Consider the following 19,464-nt stretch of genomic DNA (forward strand, 5'->3'; position numbering starts at 1 on the left):
TCCGGAGGCCGGGCTCTAGGGAGCCGATCGGTGCACGCCCGGACGGTACTTGGGGATGCGGACCGTCACCTTCATCCCGGCGTCGAGACCCGTCTCGATGACGAGGCCGTGCTCCGTCCCGTACACCTGGCGCAGCCGCTCGTCCACGTTGGAGAGGCCGATGCCGGAGCCGGCCGGATGCTCCCCGCGCAGGACGGCCCGCAGCACCTCCGGATCCATGCCGATGCCGTCGTCCTCGACGGTCACCACCGCCTCGTCGCCGGCGTCGCGGGCGGCGATCGTGACGCGGCAGCCCCGTTCGCGGTCCTGGAGCCCGTGCTTGACCGCGTTCTCCACCAGCGGCTGGAGGCAGAGGAACGGCAGGGTCACCGGCAGCACCTCGGGGGCGATCTGCAGCCTCACCTTCAGCCGGTCGCCGAACCGGGCGCCGGCCAGCGCCAAGTACTGCTCGATGGAGCGCAGTTCGTCGGCGAGCTGGGCGAACTCGCCGTGCCTCCGGAAGGAGTAGCGGGTGAAGTCCGCGAACTCGAGGAGCAGTTCCCTGGCCCGCTCCGGATCGGTGCGCACGAAGGAGGCGATGGCGGCGAGGGAGTTGAAGATGAAGTGCGGCGAGATCTGGGCGCGCAGGGCCCGGATCTCGGCCTCCACGATCCTGGTGCGCGAGCGGTCCAGCTCGGCCAGCTCCAGCTGGACGGAGGCCCAGCGGGCCACCTCCGTCGCCGCCCGCACCAGGACGGCCGACTCCCGCGAACCGTAGGCGACCAGCGCGCCGAGCACGCCGTCCTCGCCCGTGAGCGGGGCGATCACCGCCCAGCGCAGCGGGCAGGCGGGGTCGGCGCATCCGGTGGGCGCCGAGCGGCTGCGGCCGGTCGCCAGGGTCTCGGCCGCCTCGTCGGGCAGGTGCGCGCGGTGGTGGTCCTCGCCGGGGCCGTCCCAGGCGAGGACCGCGCCCCGGTCGGTGAGGCAGAGCGCCTCCGTGCCGAGCAGCGAGCGCAGGGTGCCGGCCGCCCTGCGGGCGGTCTCCTCGGTGAGCCCTGCGCGCAGCGGCGGCGCGGCGAGGGAGGCGGTGTGCAGGGTGTGGAAGGTCGCCCGCTCGACCGGGGTGCCGAGGCCGGGATCGGCGGCCCGGCCGCCGCGCCGGGCGGCCAGCCGGCCGAGCGCGAAGCCCGCGGCGAGCAGGACGGCCCCGGCGGCGACCGCGGCGGCGAGGGCGATGCCGGTCATCGGCGGGCCTCCTGGGTGGGTACGGCGCCGGCCGACGGCGGGCCTCCCGGTCGGGGGACCGTCCCGGTGAACTCCTCCGGGAGGTGGAGCCGGGCGAGGAGGGCGGAGGTGCCGGGCGGGATCCGGCGGGGCGTGGCCAGCGAGACCAGCACCATGGTGAGGAAGCCGAGGGGGACCGACCAGACGGCGGGCCAGGCCATCAGGGTGTGCGGCCAGCCTCCGGGGGGCAGTCCGGCCCGGGTCGCCATCACGGCGGCGAGCGCGGAGCCGCCGCCGAGCAGGAGTCCCGCCATGGCGCCGGGCGGGGTGAGCCGCCGCCACCAGATGCCGAGGACGAGGAGGGGGCAGAAGGAGGAGGCGGACACCGCGAAGGCGAGGCCGACGGCGTCGGCGACGGGCACCTTGGAGGCGACCACCCCGACGGCGAGCGGGACGGCGGTGGCCAGCAGGGTCGCGAGCCGGAAGTGGCGGACGCCCCGGGAGGGCAGTACGTCCTGGGTGAGGACGCCGGCGACGGACATGGTGAGCCCGGAGGCGGTGGAGAGGAAGGCCGCGAAGGCGCCGCCGGCGAGGAGCGCCCCGAGGAGGTCGCCGAGTAGTCCGCCGAGGATCCGGTCGGGCAGGACGAGGACGGCGGCGTCGGCGGAGCCGGTGAGGGCGAGTTCGGGGGCGTAGACGCGGCCCAGGAAGCCGTAGAGCGGGGGCAGCAGGTAGAAGGCGCCGACGAGGCCGAGGACCACGAGGGTGGTGCGCCGGGCGGCCCGGCCGTGCGGGCTGGTGTAGAAGCGGACGGCGACGTGCGGCAGGCCCATGGTGCCGAGGAAGGTCGCCAGGATCAGGCCGTAGGTGGCGTACAGCTGGTGCCCGTCGCGGCCTCCGGCGAGGGGCTGGGACCAGCCGAGGGGGTCGCCGCCGCTGGCGGCCCGCTCGGGCAGGGTGGCGCCCGGCGCGAAGGCGAGGGTGGTGCCGCCGAGGATGTGATGGGTGCCCGGGGCGAGGGTGAGGCTCCGGTCGCGGTGGGGGACGGAGTCGACGGTGCCGGTCACGGTGACGGCGAGCGGGGCGTCGAGCCCGACGCGCACCGTGTCGGCCACCCGGACGACGGTGTGGCCGCGCAGGACCGCGGGGGCGTCGAAGCGGGCCCGGGGCGCGCCGTCGCCGTACCAGGCGGCGGCCAGGAAGAGCGCGGGGACGAGCAGGGCGGTGAGCTTCAGCCAGTACTGGAACGCCTGCACGAAGGTGATGCTGCGCATGCCTCCGGCGGCGACCGTGCCGGTGACGACGACGGCGACGAGCAGCCCGCCGACCCAGTCGGGGGCGCCGGTCAGGATCTCCAGGGTGAGTCCGGCGCCCTGGAGCTGCGGCAGCAGGTAGAGCCAGCCGATGCCGACGACGAAGAGGCTGGCGAGCCGACGGGCCTGCGGGGACTGGAGGCGGGCCTCGGCGAAGTCGGAGAGCGTGTACGCCCCGGAGCGGCGCAGCGGCGCGGCCACGAGGACGAGCAGGACGAGGTATCCGGCGGTGTAGCCGACCGGGTACCAGAGCATCGCGGGGCCCTGGACGAGGACGAGGCCGGCGATGCCGAGGAAGGACGCGGCGGAGAGGTACTCGCCGCTGATGGCGGCGGCGTTGAGGCCCGGACCGACCGTGCGGGAGGCGACGTAGAAGTCGGAGGTGGTGCGGGAGATCCGCAGGCCGAGCGCGCCGATGAGGACGGTGGCGAGGACGACGGCGGCGACGGCGACGACCGCGTGGGTCTGGTTCATGCGGGGCGGTTCACCGTTCTCAGCGTTCGACGAGGCCGGCGAAGTCGCGTTCGTTGCGCTCGGCCCGGCGGACGTACCAGTGGGCGATGGCCCAGATGACCGGGTACACGCCGAGGCCGAGGGCGGCCCAGACGAGCGCCTCGGGCGCGGGGAGCGCCAGCAGCAGCGGCAGCGAGCCGACCAGCAGGGCGAGCGCGCCGAGCGCGGTCAGGGCGGCGCGGAGCTGGCTGCGCATCAGGGAGCGGACGTAGGTGTGGCCGAGGGTGGTCTGCTCGTCGATCTCGGAGCGGGCCGGCGGGTGGGCGGGGCGGCGTCCCGCGGGTCCCGGAGCTGCTCCCGGGCCGTGGGCGGAGGCGTAGGTGACGGTCTCGCGCCGGGGTCTGCGCGGGGGGTGGTGCTCGGACATCACCGGTCCGCTCCCGCCTCTCTCGACGACTTCCGACGGTCCGCGCGGGCGGCTCGCCGGCCCGCGGACGCGTGGAGTCTACGCAGCGGGCCCCGGCCGCGGTAGACGTGCGGGCAGGTCAGCCGCCGGCCCGGCGCATCAGGAGGTCCCGCAGGTGGCGGGCGTGGCGACGGCTGACGGCGAGGTCCGTGCCGCCGACGCGGACCGAGGTGGCGCCGCCGTCGAGCCGGAGTTCGTCGATCCGGGCGAGGGCCACGAGGTGGCTGCGGTGGATGCGGACGAAGCCCCGGGCGGCCCACCGCTCCTCCAGGGTGGAGAGCGGGATGCGGACGAGGTGGCTGCCGTGGTCGGTGTGGAGGCGGGCGTAGTCGCCGTGGGCCTCGGCGTACGCGATGTCGTCGACGGGGAGGAAGCGGGTGACGCCGCCGAGTTCGACGGGGATCTGCTCGGGGACGGCGGGGGCGGGCGCCGCGGTGGCGTGGACGAGGTCGTGGACCCGGCGGACGGCTTCGGCCAGGCGCTCGCGGCGGACCGGCTTGAGGACGTAGTCGACGGCCTTGAGGTCGAACGCCTGGAGCGCGAAGCCCTCGTGGGCGGTGACGAAGACGACGAGGGGCGGCCGGGCGAAGCCGGCGAGCAGCCGGGCCACGTCGAGTCCGGTCAGGCCGGGCATGTGGATGTCGAGGAAGACGACGTCGATGCCGCCGTCGCCGTCGGGTCCGGTCTCCAGCGCGCGCCCGATCCTGCGCAGGGCGGCGGTGGCGTCGCCGGCCCCCTCGGCGGTGCGGACGCGGGGGTCGGCGCGCAGCAGGTAGAGGAGTTCCCCCAGGGCGGGTTCCTCGTCGTCGACGGCCAGTACGCGCAGCATGCGGCGGAGTGTAGTGCGGGTCCGCCTCGGCGGGCCCGGGCGGTCGCGGTCACTTGAGGAGCTTCGACAGGCGCCGGTCGGCGAGGGGTTTCCCGCCGGTCTGGCAGGTGGGGCAGTACTGGAGCGAGGAGTCGCTGAAGGAGACCTCGCGGATGGTGTCCCCGCAGACCGGGCAGGGTTGGCCCGTGCGGCCGTGGACGCGCAGGCCGCTCTTCTTCTCGGCCTTGAGCTTTCCGGCCGCGAGTCCGTGGGAGCGGTCGACTGCCTCGCGGAGGGTGGTCCGCATCGCCGTGTAGAGGGCGGCGGTCTCGTCGGGGGTGAGGTTCTGCGTCGGCTTGAACGGCGACATCCTCGCGGCGTGCAGGATCTCGTCGCTGTAGGCGTTGCCGATGCCGGCGAGGAGGCTCTGGTCGCGCAGGGCGCCCTTGATCTGGCGCCGTTCGCCGGCGAGGAGGGCGGCGAAGGCGTCCGGGCCGAACTCCTCGGCGAGCGGGTCGGGGCCCAGGCGTGCGACGCCCGACACCTCCTGGGGGTCGCGGACCAGGTGGACGGCGAGGCGCTTGGTGGTGCCGGCCTCGGTGAGGTCGAAGCCGTCGCCGCCGGTGAGCGCGATCCGCAGGGCCAGGGGGCCCTTGCCCGGTTTCGGCGGGCCGGAGGGCAGCGGGTCCTGCCAGCGGAGCCAGCCGGCGCGGGCCAGGTGGATCAGGACGTGGAGCTCGCCGGCCGGCCCCTCGGTGGTGAGGTCGAGGAACTTGCCGTGCCGCCCGACCGCGGTGACCGTGGCGCCCTCGACGGCGCCCGGGGGCGGGTCGTACGTCTTGAGGACGCTGATCGCCACGGGCAGGACGCGGGCGATCTCCTTGCCCACCAGGTGCGCGTCGAGGAACTCGCGCAGCGCTTCCACCTCGGGCAGTTCGGGCATGGCTCCACCCTGCCGCACGGCCGCCCGGGGCGCGCGTCAGGCGCCGGCCGCGCGGGGCTCCGGGGGGTCGAGCAGGTCGAGTTCGGCGCCGAGCGCGGCGGCCAGCGCGTCGAGGTCGGGGACGGCCTCGCCGTCGGCGACGAGCCCGATGTGGACCCGGCCGCGGTACGGGGACATGGCGACGGCGAGGGACTGGCCGCGGGCCAGCGGCGCCATGGGGAACAGCGCGCTGAGCGGTGCGCCGCCGAGGGAGAGCGCGGCGCGGGGCAGCGGCACCTGGGTGACGAGCATGTCGAAGAGGAGGCCGGCGGCCCCGGCGGCGAGGGGGGCGCCGAAGCGGTGGGCGAGCGGGTGCAGCTGGTCGGCGAGGAGGGCGACGGCGCCGGCGCCTCGGGAGGGGCCGGCGGCCTTGTTGCGGTCCATGGCCTGCCGGACGGCGGCGAGCCGGGCGGCCGGGTCGGGTTCGGTGACCGGCAGGTCCAGGAGGTAGCCGGAGAGGCTGTTGCCGGGGCCGGGCGCGGCGCCGGGGCGGCGGCGGGAGACCGGGACGAGGGCGCGCGGGTCGACGCCGGGGAGGGGCACGCCCCGGTCGTCGAACCAGCGGCGCAGGGCCCCGGCGGTGACGGCGAGGAGGACGTCGTTGCCGGTGCCGCCGGTGGTACGGCGGATCCGCTGGACGCGGTCGAGGTCCAGGGTCGCGGTGGCGATCCGGCGGGTGCCGCTGGAGTGCGCGGTGAAGGCGGCGGCGGGGCGGCCCGCGCGGACGACGGAGGAGCCGACGACCGAGGCGCCGACCTCGACGGCCCGGCCGAGGTCGCCGAGGCGGTCGCGGGCGAGTCCGAGCAGCCGGCCGGGGGCGGGCAGCCAGGTGCGCGGGGTCTCGGGGCGGGGGCGGCGGGCGGGGCGGCGGGCCGCGGCGATCTCGTCGAAGATGCCGGCGCCGATGGCGACGGCCCGCATGCCGTCGGCGAGGGCGTGGTGGAGTTTGACGAGGACGGCGAACGAGCCGTCGGGGGCGCCGCTGAGCAGGTACATCTCCCAGGGCGGCAGGCCGCGCTCGACGGGGCGTTCCATCAGCTCGGCGGCGAGCCGGGCGGCTTCGGCGGGGAAGTCGGTGCCGGGCAGGACGACCTCGCGGACGTGGCGGCGGACGTCGAAGTCCGGGTCGGCGCTCCAGGCGGCGCCGCCGACCGGGATGAGGACGTCCCGGACGCGCATCCGCAGCCGGGGGACGGCGGCGGCGCGGCGGGCGAGCAGGTCGAGCACGTCGGGCTGCCTGTCCGGCGGGGGGCCGAAGTGGGCGAGGGCGCCCAGGTGGAGGGGGTGGTCGGCGGATTCGAGATGCCAGAAGGCCAGGTCGAGCGGGGCCAGTAGTTCGGGGGCCGTCGACTCGGGGGCCAGGAGCTCACTGCTGCTCACGGATGTCCTCACGTCCTGCGCGGAGGGGCGGGAACCTGAAGTGAATCGCGTACCGTCAGTTACGGTCAAGTACGATCAGTTCACGCTCAGTTAACAAGCTCAACGCTCCAAGGTGAACTCACACCAGACGCACTTGCCACCACCCCGCGACTCGACGCCCCAGACGTCGGAGATCTGTTCGACGAGCAGCAGACCGCGCCCCGACACGCCCGCCTCCCCCGCCTCGCGGCGCCGGGGCAGCGCGCTGGAACGGTCCTCCACCTCCACCCGCAGCCTCCGCACCGGTCCCGCCAGGATCCGCAGGGTCACGATCGCCCCGCCGTCCGTGTGCATCAGCGCGTTGGTCATCAGCTCGTCGGCGACCAGCTCGATCTCGTCCGCGCGTTCCTCCGCGCCCCAGGCCCGCACGGCGGCCCTGACCATGTGCCGCGCGGAGCTGAGCGCCTCCGGGTCGCTCTGGGCCACGTGCTGACGGAACCGCCCGGCCGGGACCGCGTACCCGCCGTCCCGGCGCAGCAGCAGGATCGCCACGTCGTCCTCGCCGCCGCGGTCGGCGACCACGTCGCACAGGTGGTCGGCGAGCAGCTGGAGGTCGCCGGGTCCGCGCTTGACCAGCGAGGTGAGCCACTCGAACCCCTCGTCGAGGTCCGCCCCCGGCTTCTCGACCAGACCGTCGGTGTAGAGCATCAGGGTCTGTCCCGGGTCCAGCTCCAGGGTGGTCACCGGGTAGTCGAGCCGGCCGAACTCCGCCGAGAGGCCGAGCGGCAGTCCGCCCTCGACCGGCACCCGGCGGCAGCCGCCGTCGACCTCGCGCACCAGGGGGTCGACGTGGCCGGCCCGGACCACCTGGACGACCCCGGTGGCCAGGTCCACCTCGGCGTAGGTGCAGGTGGCGAAGCGTTCGGTGTCCAGTTCGTGCAGGAACACGGAGGCCCGGGCCATCACCGTGGCGGGGGGATGCCCCTCGGCGGCGTAGGCGCGCAGCACGATCCTCAGCTGGCCCATGACGGCCGCGGCGTGGGTGTCGTGGCCCTGGACGTCGCCGATGACGGCGCCGACGCGCCCGCCGGGCAGCACGATGACGTCGTACCAGTCGCCCCCGATGTCCCGCCCGAGCCGGGCCGAGCGGTAGCGGACGGCGGTCTGGGCACCGGGCACCTCGGGGATGCGGCGCGGCAGCATGGCCGTCTGGAGGCCCTCGGCGAGGTCGTGCTCCTGCTCGTACAGCACGGCCCGCTGGAGGCTCTGGGCGATGCTGCTGCCGAGGGCGACGAGCAGGGTCCGCTCGTCCTCGCTGAATCCGGTCCTGTCGCTGTAGAGCAGCCCGAGGGCTCCGATGGGCCGGGCCTGGGCGATGAGCGGCAGATAGGCGGCGGCGGTGATGCCCAGCCCGCTGATGTGCGGCCAGAGCACCGGGTAGGAGTCGGCGAAGTCCCGCGCCGAGTCGATGAACCGCGGGCGGAGGGTGCGGATCACCTCGCTCATCGGATACGGCTCGTCCACCCGGGTGAAGCGGGTGCCCGGCACGAAGGCGCCGGCGGGCCCCTCGGCGACGAGATGGATGCGGCCGGCCTCCAGGAGCCCCATGACCAGACTGGCGGCGCCGAAGTGCTCCAGGGCGTGCGAGTCGTTCAGCAGGTCGATCACGTCCTGGACCGTCCGGGCGTAGGCCAGGGCCGCGGTGGTGCCCTCGACGACGCCGGCGCGCTGCCGGCGCCCCTCGTCGAGGCCGAGCCGGGCGGCGGACTCGGTGAGTTCGTGGGTGGCGTCGCGCACGACGCCGACGATCCGCACGGGCCGGCCCGAGGGGTCCCGGTGCACGAGGCCCTGGGTGTGGGTCCACTGGTGCCTGCCGTCGCGGCGGCGGATCCGGAAGTACGCGCCGTACTGCTCGCTGCCCTCCTTGAGCGCCTGCGCCACCATCGTGTCGAGGCGGCGGCCCTCGTCCGGCAGGACCCGGGTGCCGAGCGTCTCGGGCCGGTCGTCGTACTCCGAGCGGTCCATGTCGAAGACTTCCAGGGCGGCGTCGTCCATGATCATGACGCCGCCGACCAGGTCCCAGTCGAAGCCGCCCATCCGGAAGGCGGAGCCGTACTCGGAGAGGATCCGGGCCCCGCCGACCTGCTCCTCCGCCGCACGGCGGAGTGGTTCGACCGCCTCCCCGCCCCCTGTGCCCGCGCTCATGGGGCCACGCTAGGCGCAGCTCCGCCCCCGCGCACCAGGAAGATCGGATTCACCCCTGGAATGTCTCCTGCCGGTCCGGCATGGGCCCGGCGGGGAACAGCTCGTCCTGCGGCGGCTCGCCGTCCGGCACGGTGGGCGGGTCCACGGGCGGCTCGGTCCCCGGGTCGGGGTACGGGTCGGTGGAGGGGTCCGGGTACGGATCGGTCCGGGGGTATTCCTCCGGCGGCGGGGCGGGCGGTTCGGGGACCGACGGCGGCGCGCTCGGCTGCACCGGCGCCGGGGAGGCCGGGTCCGGGGCGGTGCTGCGGCCCGGGGCGTCGGGCACGGAAGGCGTGGCGTCGGGGGTGGCGTCGCCGGTCTGGGTGCACCGGTCCGGGTCGCAGGCCGGTTCGACGTCGGGCTTGCGGTCCTGCTCCCCGTCGCTGCCGACGCGGCGCTCGATCCAGGTGCGGTCGGCGGCGTTGACGATGACGAGGCTGCTGACGACGGTGGAGGTCGGCCGCACGACGATGACCCGGTCGGGGTCGAACCCGCTCCAGGGCTCGCCCTGGTGGACGCCCTCCTTGACCGCGACCGGCGTGCGCAGCGGGTTCCCGCAGGCGCAGCGGACCCTCGGGGCGCCGTACTGGTCGACGAGGACCGCCGTGCCGGTCTGGAGGACGGACTGGAAGGCGGCGGGCCTGCCCGCGCGGTAGCCGTGGTTGGTGACCCGGGTGTCGGAGCGCAGCACGACCGGGGTCAGTCCGCGCAGCCAGTCGCCGACCTGGGTCTCGGGGATGCCCGCGGCCTCGGCGAAGGCGCGGGTCTTGCCCTTGTCCGCGGAGAGGAAGGCCGCCTGCTGCTCGACGTCGCAGCTGGCCTCGGCGCGCGTGCCGCCGTAGAGCCCGGGCGTGGAGCCGGTGACCTCGCGGACCTGGAACGCCTCGGCGGGCTCCCCGTCCGGGGCCGGCCGAGGAGGGGAGACCCGGTCGGTCGAGGCGGTGAAGGGGTCGGGGCCCTGGGCGCCGACCGGCTGGAGGACGATGTCGCGCCCCGCGGAGGCGGCCGCCTGCTCGCCGCCGGCGGTGGGGGTCTCCCCGCTCACGGAGCAACCTGCGAGAAGCAGCGCCGAGGCGACCGCGGCGGCCGCGGCCCGGGCCGTCCCGACCGAGGCGCCGCGCTCGACCGAGGCGCCACGCTCGGCCGAGGCGCCACGCTCGGCCGAGGCGCCACGCTCGGCCGAGGCGCCACGCTCGGCCGAGGCGCCTCGCTCGGCCGCGCGCGGCGCGGCCGGAAGACCCGCGTCGGCGGGCGGGGCCGGGCGGAGGGCCGGGGCCGACGCGGCTTCACGGAAGGCGTCGGCCGATCGGGCCGGAAGGCCGGCGTCGGCCGGCCGGGCCGCGTGGACGGCGCCGGTCGCAACGCCGGCGTCGGCGGGCGGGGCCGGGCAGGCGGCCGGGGGCGGGGACGTCCGGTCGGCGGCGGGTGTGCGCCGCGTCCGGCGCGAGGGGGTGCGCACCTTGGTTCTCCCGCTTTCTCTCCCCGGGCCCGCGGCCCGGCTCCGGCCAGTCCTCCATGTCTGTCGCAGTCCGTGACGGGCCGCAAGCGGGGGGAGGCCGACCGGGTCGCGCGCCACCCGCTCGGCGGGCGGCCCCGCCCCACCGGCCCGCGGCCCGCGCGCGACCGGGGCGCCACCCACCCTCCACTTGAACACGTTCAAGAAAAGCCCTACGCTCAACTCGCCAGTTGAACGCGTTCAAGTGGGGGGTGACACATGGCCGCGCTGACGGTCCTGGTGGCTCCGATCGTCATGATCGGAATGTTCTGGGTCGTGCCGACCGGGCTCGCGCTCCTCGACGGCCCCCGGCCGCCGGGGTGGGACGCGCTCCGGCGGGCCTGGCCGTACCTCGCCGCCCCCGGGGCGCTCTCCCTCTGGCTCCCCCGCTCCACCGGCGCCGCCGCACTGGCCGCCGTCTACGCGCTCGCCACGCTGGCGCTCGCCCTCCAGGCCCCCGCCCGGCTCTTCCTCACCCGGTCCCCGAGGCCGCGGGAGGCCGCCGTCCTCACCGCGCTGGCCGCACCGTCCGTGGCCGGCGTCGCGCTGGTCGCCGAGCGCGCCGGACACCCGCTGTTCGGCTTCGAGCTCGACATCCTCGCGCTCACCGTCCCGCACTTCCACTTCGCCGGGTTCGCCGCCGCCCTGGTCGCCGGCCTCGTCTGCCGCGCCTCCGACGGCCCGGCGGCCCGCTGCGCCGCGCTCAGCGTCCCGGCCGGGACCCTGCTCGTGCTCGCCGGCTACTTCGTGGACGACTGGGCCGAACTCGCGGGCGCCGTCGTCCTCACCGCCGGAATGGCCGCGGTCGCCGTCCTGACCCTGCGCGAACGCCGGGAGCTCGCGGCGGACCCGCTCACCCGCGCCCTGCTCGCCGTCTCCGCCCTGGTCCTCGTCGTCACCATGCTGCTCGCGCTCAGCTGGGCGCTCGGCGAGGCAACCGGCCTGCCCCACCTCTCCCTGACCTGGACCGCCGCCACCCACGGGCTCGGCAACGCCCTCGGCTTCGCCGTCTGCGGCCTGCTCGCCCGCCGCCGCCTCCGGGCAGCGGAGCTCCCCGCGCACCCCACCACCACTCCCCCGCCCGTCCACCCGCGAACGGAGATCCCGGCATGACCCGTCTCACGAGCGACCTCTCCCGGTCCGCCCACCCGCGCCCGGTCCTCACGTATCCCGAGGTCGGGGCCACCCGCACCCCGGAGACGCTGCCGGCCGGCTACCACCACCTGCGGCACAGCGTGACCGTCGGCAGCGGCCGCGCCGCCTTCGAGACGGCCGGCGCCGCCGTCACCAGCTGGCGGATGCACCGCGCCTCGGGGGCGCGGGTGCGCTGCGAGGCACTCCGCGCCGCGCCCGGGGTCGCCCTGGAGGTCTCGGCGGGCCTCGGCCCGGTCCGGCTCGGCGCCCCCTGTTCGGTGGTCTGGACGGCGTACGAGCAGAACCGCACCGGTTTCGCCTACGGCACCCTGACCGGGCACCCGGAGCGGGGCGAGGAGTCGTTCGTCGTCTCGCTGGAGCCGGGCGGCTCCGTCCGCTTCACGGTCACCGCGTTCAGCCGGCCCGGCACCTGGTACACCCGGCTCGCCGGTCCCGTGGTGCCGCTGCTCCAGCGGGCGTACGCGCGCCGCCTCGGCCGGACGCTCCGGCGCCTCGTCAGGAGCTGATCCCGGGCCGATACTGGAGACGATGGAGTGGTTCACCGCACCCGACCAGTGGCTGAGCCGGATCGTCTTCCAGCGGGGCCTCGCCGGGCTGTACTGCGTGGCGTTCCTGTCGGCCGCCCTCCAGTTCCGGGCGCTGATCGGGGAACGCGGCATGCTCCCGGTGCCGGAGTACGTGCGCCTCACCCGTCCGCGCCACACCCCCTCGCTCTTCCACTGGCGCTACTCCGACCGGCTGTTCGCCGCGGTCTCCTGGTCGGGGGCCGCCGTGGCGCTCGCGCTCGTGGCGGGTGCGGGGGACGCGGTCCCGCCGGCCGTGTCGATGCTCCTGTGGTTCCTGCTCTGGGCGCTGTACCTGTCGATCGTGAACGTGGGCCAGACCTGGTACTCCTTCGGCTGGGAGTCGCTGCTCCTGGAGACGGGGTTCCTCGCCGTCTTCCTGGGCAACGACGACACGGGGCCGCCGGTCCTCGTCCTCTTCCTGCTGCGCTGGCTGCTCTTCCGGGTAGAGTTCGGCGCCGGGCTCATCAAGATCCGCGGCGACCGCTGCTGGCGCGACCTCACCTGTCTCTACCACCATCACGAGACCCAGCCGATGCCCGGCCCGCTGAGCTGGTTCTTCCACCACCTCCCGCGCCCGCTGCACCGGGTGGAGGCCGCGGCCAACCACGTCGTCCAGCTGTTCGTGCCGTTCCTGCTGTTCACCCCCCAGCCGGTCGCCACGATCGCGGCCGGGCTGATGATCGCGACCCAGCTGTGGCTGGTTCTCTCGGGCAACTTCGCCTGGCTCAACTGGATCACCATCGTGCTCGCCCTGTCCGCGGTGGACACCTCACCCCTCACCGGCGACCGCCCGCGGCCGGATCCCCCGCTCTGGTACGTGGTCCTCGTCGTCCTGGTGACCGTCCTCGTCCTTGTCCGCAGCCGGCGGCCGGTCCGCAACCTGCTCTCCCGGAACCAGGCGATGAACCGCTCCTACGACCCGTTCCACCTGGTCAACACGTACGGCGCGTTCGGGACCGTCGGCCGCGTCCGGGACGAGATCGTCGTCGAGGGCACCGAGGAGCGGCGCCCGGGCCCGGGGACGGTCTGGCGGGAGTACGGGTTCAGGGGGAAGCCCGGCGACCCGCGCCGGCTGCCCCGCCAGTTCGCCCCGTACCACCTGCGGCTCGACTGGTTGATGTGGTTCGCCGCGCTCTCCCCCGGGTACGCGCGGGACTGGTTCGGGCCCTTCGTGGAGCGGCTGCTCGACGGGGACCGGGACACCCTGCGGCTGCTCGCGCACAACCCCTTCCCGGACGCGCCGCCGACGCACGTCCGCGCCCGGCTCTACCGGTACCGGTACACGACCTGGCGCGAGCTGCGCGCGACCGGGGCATGGTGGCACCGGACCCTGCTCCGCGAGTACCTGCCGCCGACCCGGCTGCGCGAGCCGGTGGACCGTCGTTGAGCCGGCGGCGGGCCCGCGTCGTCGCGCGCCTGTGCCCCCGGCCGCCGGAACACGGGTTCCGACGAGCGGGGGCACAGGTGTCGGGCGGGTGTGGTGTCAGGGCACCGGCTCAGTCGATGCCGGGCAGGATGTGGGGCTCCGCGAGGTCGTCCTCGTAGCCCGCGAGGCGGATCGGGGCCGAGCGGGCCCAGACCTCGAGGCTTCCCAGTTCGCCCTTGCGTCGGGGCCGGTCGGCGGGTTCGGCCGGTCGCGGATCCTGCTTCGTCAGTTCGGGTGTCACCGCGCACTCCTTCGTGTCGCGTACCTGTAGGACAAGTGCCGGTCGGTCGCGGTGGCGCCGTTCGTCGGGCGGGACCGCGGCCTTGGTGTCAGGCCAGTCCCCGGGCCGGCCGTGAGGAAGGTGTGTCTCCTCGGTGGCCGACCGTGGACATCAGAGTAACCAAATGAGCGGATCCGCGCTCTACCGGGCTTCAAAGTGTGACGCGATCGGGTGACATACGTCGAATGAGCGCCCTACCGATCGGTAGAACGCTCATTCCAGACGAGGGGCCGCGCGGCCCGGGGGTCACCAGTTGGCGGGGGCGTAGTCCTTCAGGAAGCAGCCGTACAGGTCCTCGCCGACCTCGCCGCGCACGATCGGGTCGTAGACCCGGGCCGCGCCGTCGACCAGGTCGAGCGGGGCGTGGAAACCGGCCTCGGCGAGGCGCAGCTTGTCGAAGTGCGGACGCTCGTCGGTGATCCAGCCGGTGTCGACCGAGGTCATGAGGATGCCGTCCGTCTTGAACATCTCCTCGCCGCTGGTGCGGGTCACCATGTTCATCGCGGCCTTGGCGGCGTTGGTGTTCGGGTGGCCGGCGCCCTTGTAGCCGCGGCTGAAGACGCCCTCCATCGCGGAGACGTTCACGACGTAGGAGCGACCGCTGGCGGCCTTCCTCGCCGCCTCGGCCATCACCGGCCGCAACTTGCTGATCAGGATGAACGGCGCCGTGTAGTTGCACAGCTGGGTCTCCAGCAGCTCCACCGGGGAGATCTGCTCGATGCTCTGCACCCAGGTGTTGGACTCGACGACGTCCGGCACCAGGCCGCCGGCGTCGATGGCGGTGCCGTCGAGGTGCCGGGCGAGCGAGGCGTTGCCCGCGACCAGCGCGAGGTCGGCGACCTGCTGGGCCTCCAGACCGCTCACGCCGACGGGCAGCGACGAGCCGCCCACCAGCTCGCCGACGGCGCCCGAGTTGAAGGCGCCGATGACGTGGTGGGAGGGGAGTTCGCCGGCCGGCAGCGGGGCGCCCTCCCCGTCGACGAGGGCGGCGTACGCGGACGGGAGCCGGCGCACCGTCTGCGTCGCGTTGTTGATGAGGATGTCGAGCGGGCCGGCCTCGGTCATCTGGTCGGCGAGGGCCACGGCCTGGGCCGGGTCGCGCAGGTCGATGCCGACGACCTCCAGCCGGTGCATCCAGTCCGCGGAGTCCTCCATCGCCTTGAAGCGGCGGATGGCGTCCTTGGGGAAGCGGGTCGTGATGGTGGTGTGGGCCCCGTCGCGCAGCAGCCGCAGCGCGATGTACATGCCGATCTTGGCGCGGCCGCCGGTGAGCAGCGCGCGCTTGCCGGCGAGGTCGGCGCGGGCCTCGCGCTTGGCCCGGTTCTGGGCCGCGCACGGCTGGCAGAGCTGGTGGTAGAAGTAGTCGACCTCGACGAACCGCGTCTTGCAGACGTAGCAGGAGCGCGGGCGCTGGAGTATCCCCGCGATCCGGCCTTCCTCGGTCATCGAGGAGGGCAGGATGCCCTCGGTCTCGTCGTCGATGCGCTGCGCGGAGCCGGTGGCCGTGGCCTCGGTGACCGACTTGTCGTTGGCGGTCTTGGCGGCCCGGCGCTCCTGGCGGCGGCGCTGCTTCACGGTCCGGTAGATGCCGGCGGTGGCCCGGCGGACCAGGATCGCGTCCGGGTGGTCGACGTCCAGCTTGTCGAGCTCGTCGAGGACGCTGAGGCAGACGGCCAGGCGCTCGGGGTCGACGCCCGGCCCGTAGTCCTGGAATTCTTCGGTCACCGTCATGGCCTTCGGGATCCTCGTTCGCTCGTACGTCGCCGTTCGCGGGGCTTTCGAAGAAGCAACTTTACGGAGCGGGGGGCCGCGCCTCCAAACCCGTACGAGGAGCGTGGTCGAAGACACAGTCCCCGCACAGACCGCCGCCCGGGCAGCGGTAGTACAGGCAGCAGCTGGACCGGCGCAGCCGGGGGCCGCGGACCGTGCCCGCGAGGTCGGGGTGGGCGAGGAGGCCGGAGACGAGTGCGGCGGCCCGCTCGGCGGCCTCCGGGCGGCGGTGGGCCGCCGCCCACCTGGCCAGTTCCCGCAGCGCCCCGGCGAGCGCCGAGCCGGCGTTCCCCCACAGCAGGCGGGGCGAGATCCCGCCGTCGCGCCGCAGCGCCGCGTGCAGCGGGACGAGATGGGCGTCCACGACGGCTGCGGCGAGGTCCTCCACGGTGGCGGGACGGGTCGCCGAGCCGGACCACCACAGGTCGTCGGGGGAGGTGAGGTCGCCGTCCCAGTGGAGCTCGGCGGGGGCCAGGGCGGGGAAGCGCCCGGACAGCGCGGCGGGCCCGAGCGCCGTCGACCAGAGGCGGGCCGCCAGCCCGAGGTGGGCGATCGAGGCCGCGACCCGCCGCTCGTCCGTGCCGAGCCGGGCGGCGACCCGGTCCACGCGCGCGGCGAGCGGGCCGTCCTCGCCGTCGTACAGCCGCGCCAGCGGGCGGTGCGCGCCGCCGCCCTCCGGCGGGGTGGTCCGCAGGGCGAAGAACCCGCCCACCGATCCGCTCTCGACGAGATCCACGCGCCTGCCCCCGGTCCTGCCGCCCCGCCGTCCGCCCGGGCCCGGTCGCGCCTGGAGGGAGCCGACGTCGCGGCTCGCCACCCACCGTAACCGCGGGCCGTTTCGCACAGACGTCCCGGCATCGATTCCACGAGCGTCCGGGCGGTCCCACGGGCCCTCCCCCGGAGGCCGGAAAAGTCGCTTTCCACCCGGTCCGACCTGCGAAGGCGTACATCCGAAGGTGTACGCGGCGCCCGTGTACTGCGCCGGGGGTACGGGCGAAGACGTCCCCTGGTACGACGACGCGATCGGCCCGGAAGAGAGATCGTGGAAGGTATGAGTCCTCTCATGCTGTCCGTCGTCCTCGCCCTGGTCTCCGCGGTCGCCTACGCGTCCGCGGCGATCGTGCAGGAGCGGGTCGCGGCCTCCGATCCCGGCGCGGGCTACGCCCCGCTGCGCAACCCGGCCTGGTGGGGGTCCGTCCTCCTCAACGGCGTCGGCGCGGCCCTCCACGTCGCCGCCCTCGCGTACGGGCCGCTCAGCCTGGTCCAGCCAATGGGCGCGCTCACGATCGTCTTCGCGCTGCCGCTCGCGGCGCTCTTCGTCGGCCGCCGGGCCGGACGACGGGCCTGGCGCGGCGCGGTGATGGCCACCGCGGGCCTCGCCGGACTGCTCAGCCTCACCAGCGGCGCCGAGGCACGGTCTCCCGCCGACGACGAGCGCTGGCTGCTCACGGCGGCCACCTTCGGCGCCCTGGCCGTGCTCTTCACCGTGGCGCGGCTGATGGGCCGCTCGGTGCTGCGCAGCATCGTCCTGGCCGCCGCGGCGGGCGTCTCGTTCGGCATCGCTTCGGTCTTCACCAAGGCGGTCGCCGAGGAGTGGACGCCGAGCGCGCCACTCGCCCAGTGGACGGCGCTGCTCGTCCTGTCGGCCCTGGCCGTGACGGGGCTGCTGCTGTCCCAGGCGTCCTACCGGGGCGCGGGGCTCGCCGCCCCGCTGGCCACCGTCACCGTGGTCAACCCGGTCGTCGCCGCGGCCGTGGGCCTCACGCTCTTCGGCGAGGGCTTCCGGTACGGCGCCGCCGGCACCGTCGCCGCCCTGATCTGCGGCGCGGTGGCCACGGGCGGACTCGTCCAGCTCATGCTGGACCGGATGGCGCTGCCACCGGAGCCGGCGTCGGAGTCACCGTCGGCCGCGCCGTCGGCGGCGCGGCCGGTCCGGGGGCCGGAACCGGCCCGGGGAGCGGGACCGGCCCGAGGAGCGGGACCGGCCCGGGGAACGGCGGCCGGGACGTCGGCCGAGGGCCGTCGGACGGCGGTCCGGGAGTCAGAGGCTGACGCCCCGGGCCCTGAGATAGGCCAGCGGGTCGATGTCGGATCCGTACCCGGGACCCGTGCGCACCTCGAAGTGGAGATGCGGTCCCGAGCTGTTGCCGGTCGATCCTGAGCGCGCGATGCGCTGACCGGCCTGCACCCGCTGGCCTTCCCTGACGGAGAGAGCGGAGAGGTGCGCGTACTGGCTGTACCGGCCGTCGTCGTGACGCAGCACGATCTGGTAGCCGTAGGCCCCGCCCCACCCCGCCGAGACGACCCGGCCGCCGGCCACGGCCTTGACCGAGGTCCCGGTGGGCACGGGGAAGTCGACGCCCGTGTGGTAGCCGCTGGACCAGGAGCTGCCGGGCTTGCCGTAGCGGGTCCCGATGTCCGCTGAGACCGGGGCCGAGTAGCGGACCTCGTCGGTGTCGGCGGCCGGGCGGGGCTTGGGGGCGGGCTTGGCGGCGGGTTTCGAGACCGGCTTGGCGGCCGGCTTCGACACCGGCTTGGTCACCGGCCTCGGTGCGGGGGTCGTGGCGGGGCGCGAGGCGGTGCCGGCGGACGGCCGCGCCACGGGCTTCGCGGCGGGACGGGACACGGGCTTCACGGCGGGCCGCGTGCCGGGCCTGCTCGCCGGGTGCGAGGCGCTGGGCCGGGGCTCGGGCGTGGTGGGCCGCACGGCGGGCGGCTCGGCGGTGGCGGTGCCGGGGCGGGCTCCACCGGTCTGCTGGGCGTTCTGCGCGGGCCGTGCCGTCCTCGCCGGCGCGGCGGGCTTCGCCTCGTCCGCCTTCCTCGGCGCGGCGATGCGGAGGGTGAGCCGCTGGCCGGGGCGGATGAGGTCGGGGTCGTCGCCGACGACCGACCGGTTCGTCTCGTACAGCCCCTTCCAGCCGCCCCGCACGTGCTCGTCGCGGGCGATCGCCGACAGGGAGTCGCCGGGCGTCACCGTGTACATCTCGCGCACGGTCGGCACGTCGGTCGGGCCGGCAGGTCTGGCGGGCTGCTCCGGTAACGCGCGCTGCCCGGGCAGCGAGGCGGTCCTGGGCGCGTTCCCGCCGCCGGGCGCCTTGCCGTCCGCCGTGCGCCCGGGGTCGCCTGTCTCCGGCGCCGGTCCGCCGCGGGCGAGGCCCGCCCGCCGGCCGCACTCCGGCCAGGCACCGGGCCCCTGTCCCTTGAGGACGCGCTCGGCGACGGCGATCTGCTGGTCCTTGGAGGCGAGGTCGGCGCGCGGCGCGTAGTGCGTGCCGCCGTAGCTCTCCCAGGTCGACTGGCTGAACTGCAGCCCGCCGAAGTAGCCGTTGCCCGTGTTGATGCGCCAGTTGGAGGAGGACTCGCAGGACGCGACCTTCTCCCACACGTCGAGCGACGCCGCCTGCACCGCGCCCGCCCCGATGAGCGGCAGCGCCATTCCGGCGCCTCCCGCGGTGACGGTGAGCGAGGCGCGGTTGATCCGGCTCGGCTGGTGGCGACGGTGACGTCCGCGTACGGCCATGGGTGGGCCCCCCTTGAACACAGCAGCAGCCGTCCAAGTTAGGGGTGGCGCACACTCCGTGACAAGGGCTTCGGGAAACCTCAAGCCCCCTGTGTCACCTCACCGTTGACGCGCCGCGGTGACCCGCCGGCCCCGGCTGCGGCTGAGGCTCGGGTTCCGGTACGGGTCCGCCGGGCTGCGGCGGCCCGGGGTCCGGCGGAACCGGCACCGGGTTCGGCGGCGGCACCGGCGGCGGCGTGGGCACCGGGGGCGGGATCGGCGACGGGGGCAGCGGATCGGGATACGGGTGCGTCATCACGGACCTCTCGGTCGACGGACTCCTGCGGACGGGCTCCGCCTACCCAGGGTCGCCCGCCCGACGCACCCCCGCCCGCCGGACCCCTCGTTCGGGTCACCCCCGGGGAGCGGGCGGGCGCCCCGGAGC

At 75.3% G+C, this 19,464-nt stretch carries 16 protein-coding genes; 4 read left to right on the plus strand and 12 right to left on the minus strand.

Features of this window, described 5'->3' with window-relative positions:
- Positions 1–15: 15 nt before the first annotated feature.
- The 8 genes from AB0424_RS17875 to AB0424_RS17910 form a co-directional block, all read right to left on the minus strand.
- The gene (locus AB0424_RS17875; protein WP_366306407.1) at positions 16–1,224 is read right to left on the minus strand and encodes a histidine kinase; all 1,209 of its coding nucleotides are present in this window, start codon (positions 1,222–1,224) and stop codon (positions 16–18) included.
- Positions 1,221–2,990 (minus strand): cation acetate symporter, encoded by a 1,770-nt coding sequence (locus tag AB0424_RS17880; protein WP_366306409.1) that lies wholly within the window; start codon positions 2,988–2,990, stop codon positions 1,221–1,223. Before AB0424_RS17880 ends, AB0424_RS17875 begins: the two co-directional genes overlap by 4 nt.
- A 19-nt stretch (positions 2,991–3,009) precedes the next feature.
- On the minus strand, positions 3,010–3,396 hold the full coding sequence (locus AB0424_RS17885; protein WP_366306411.1) for a hypothetical protein: 387 nt from the start codon (positions 3,394–3,396) through the stop codon (positions 3,010–3,012).
- 118 nt (positions 3,397–3,514) lie between these two features.
- Positions 3,515–4,264: a LytTR family DNA-binding domain-containing protein gene (locus AB0424_RS17890; RefSeq protein ID WP_366306413.1), complete on the minus strand. Its 750-nt coding sequence runs from the start codon at positions 4,262–4,264 to the stop codon at positions 3,515–3,517.
- Positions 4,265–4,313: 49 nt separating this feature from the next.
- A complete protein-coding gene (locus AB0424_RS17895; RefSeq protein ID WP_366306415.1) occupies positions 4,314–5,186 on the minus strand; it encodes a DNA-formamidopyrimidine glycosylase family protein in 873 nt (290 codons plus the stop codon).
- A 36-nt stretch (positions 5,187–5,222) separates the two neighbouring features.
- The gene (locus AB0424_RS17900) at positions 5,223–6,605 is read right to left on the minus strand and encodes a wax ester/triacylglycerol synthase family O-acyltransferase (protein WP_366306417.1); all 1,383 of its coding nucleotides are present in this window, start codon (positions 6,603–6,605) and stop codon (positions 5,223–5,225) included.
- 99 nt (positions 6,606–6,704) lie between these two features.
- Complete coding sequence (locus AB0424_RS17905) at positions 6,705–8,681, minus strand: SpoIIE family protein phosphatase (RefSeq protein ID WP_366306757.1); 1,977 nt, start codon at positions 8,679–8,681, stop codon at positions 6,705–6,707.
- Between the two features lie 157 nt (positions 8,682–8,838).
- Positions 8,839–10,287, minus strand: a complete 1,449-nt coding sequence (locus AB0424_RS17910; RefSeq protein ID WP_366306419.1) for a DUF6777 domain-containing protein — start codon at positions 10,285–10,287, stop codon at positions 8,839–8,841.
- A 264-nt stretch (positions 10,288–10,551) separates the two neighbouring features.
- Between AB0424_RS17910 and AB0424_RS17915 the strand changes: the two genes are divergently transcribed.
- The 3 genes from AB0424_RS17915 to AB0424_RS17925 are packed head-to-tail and all read left to right on the plus strand — an operon-like array spanning position 10,552 to position 13,431.
- Entirely contained in the window at positions 10,552–11,436 is an 885-nt protein-coding gene (locus tag AB0424_RS17915) for a YndJ family protein (protein WP_366306759.1), read from the plus strand.
- Positions 11,433–11,984: a DUF1990 domain-containing protein gene (locus AB0424_RS17920; RefSeq protein ID WP_366306421.1), complete on the plus strand. Its 552-nt coding sequence runs from the start codon at positions 11,433–11,435 to the stop codon at positions 11,982–11,984. Before AB0424_RS17915 ends, AB0424_RS17920 begins: the two co-directional genes overlap by 4 nt.
- 22 nt (positions 11,985–12,006) lie before the next feature.
- Positions 12,007–13,431 (plus strand): lipase maturation factor family protein, encoded by a 1,425-nt coding sequence (locus AB0424_RS17925; RefSeq protein ID WP_366306423.1) that lies wholly within the window; start codon positions 12,007–12,009, stop codon positions 13,429–13,431.
- A 109-nt stretch (positions 13,432–13,540) separates the two neighbouring features.
- Here the strand turns inward: AB0424_RS17925 and AB0424_RS17930 are convergent, their stop codons facing one another.
- From AB0424_RS17930 to AB0424_RS17940, 3 genes are all read right to left on the minus strand, one after another.
- The gene (locus AB0424_RS17930; protein WP_366306425.1) at positions 13,541–13,711 is read right to left on the minus strand and encodes a hypothetical protein; all 171 of its coding nucleotides are present in this window, start codon (positions 13,709–13,711) and stop codon (positions 13,541–13,543) included.
- Between the two features lie 285 nt (positions 13,712–13,996).
- Complete coding sequence (locus AB0424_RS17935) at positions 13,997–15,481, minus strand: SDR family NAD(P)-dependent oxidoreductase (protein WP_366306427.1); 1,485 nt, start codon at positions 15,479–15,481, stop codon at positions 13,997–13,999.
- Between the two features lie 61 nt (positions 15,482–15,542).
- Positions 15,543–16,256 (minus strand): IucA/IucC family C-terminal-domain containing protein, encoded by a 714-nt coding sequence (locus AB0424_RS17940; RefSeq protein ID WP_366306429.1) that lies wholly within the window; start codon positions 16,254–16,256, stop codon positions 15,543–15,545.
- A gap of 315 nt (positions 16,257–16,571) precedes the next feature.
- On the opposite strand from AB0424_RS17940, the gene AB0424_RS17945 reads away from it, so the two are divergent.
- Positions 16,572–17,681, plus strand: a complete 1,110-nt coding sequence (locus AB0424_RS17945) for a DMT family transporter (protein ID WP_366306431.1) — start codon at positions 16,572–16,574, stop codon at positions 17,679–17,681.
- Here the strand turns inward: AB0424_RS17945 and AB0424_RS17950 are convergent.
- Positions 17,562–19,040 (minus strand): transglycosylase family protein, encoded by a 1,479-nt coding sequence (locus tag AB0424_RS17950; protein ID WP_366306433.1) that lies wholly within the window; start codon positions 19,038–19,040, stop codon positions 17,562–17,564. The two genes, AB0424_RS17945 and AB0424_RS17950, sit on opposite strands and share 120 nt — an antisense overlap.
- Positions 19,041–19,464: the final 424 nt, after the last annotated feature.

Origin of the sequence: Streptomyces sp. NPDC051180, from assembly GCF_040689545.1 — a bacterium.
Taxonomy (GTDB): Bacteria; Actinomycetota; Actinomycetes; order Streptomycetales; family Streptomycetaceae; genus Streptomyces.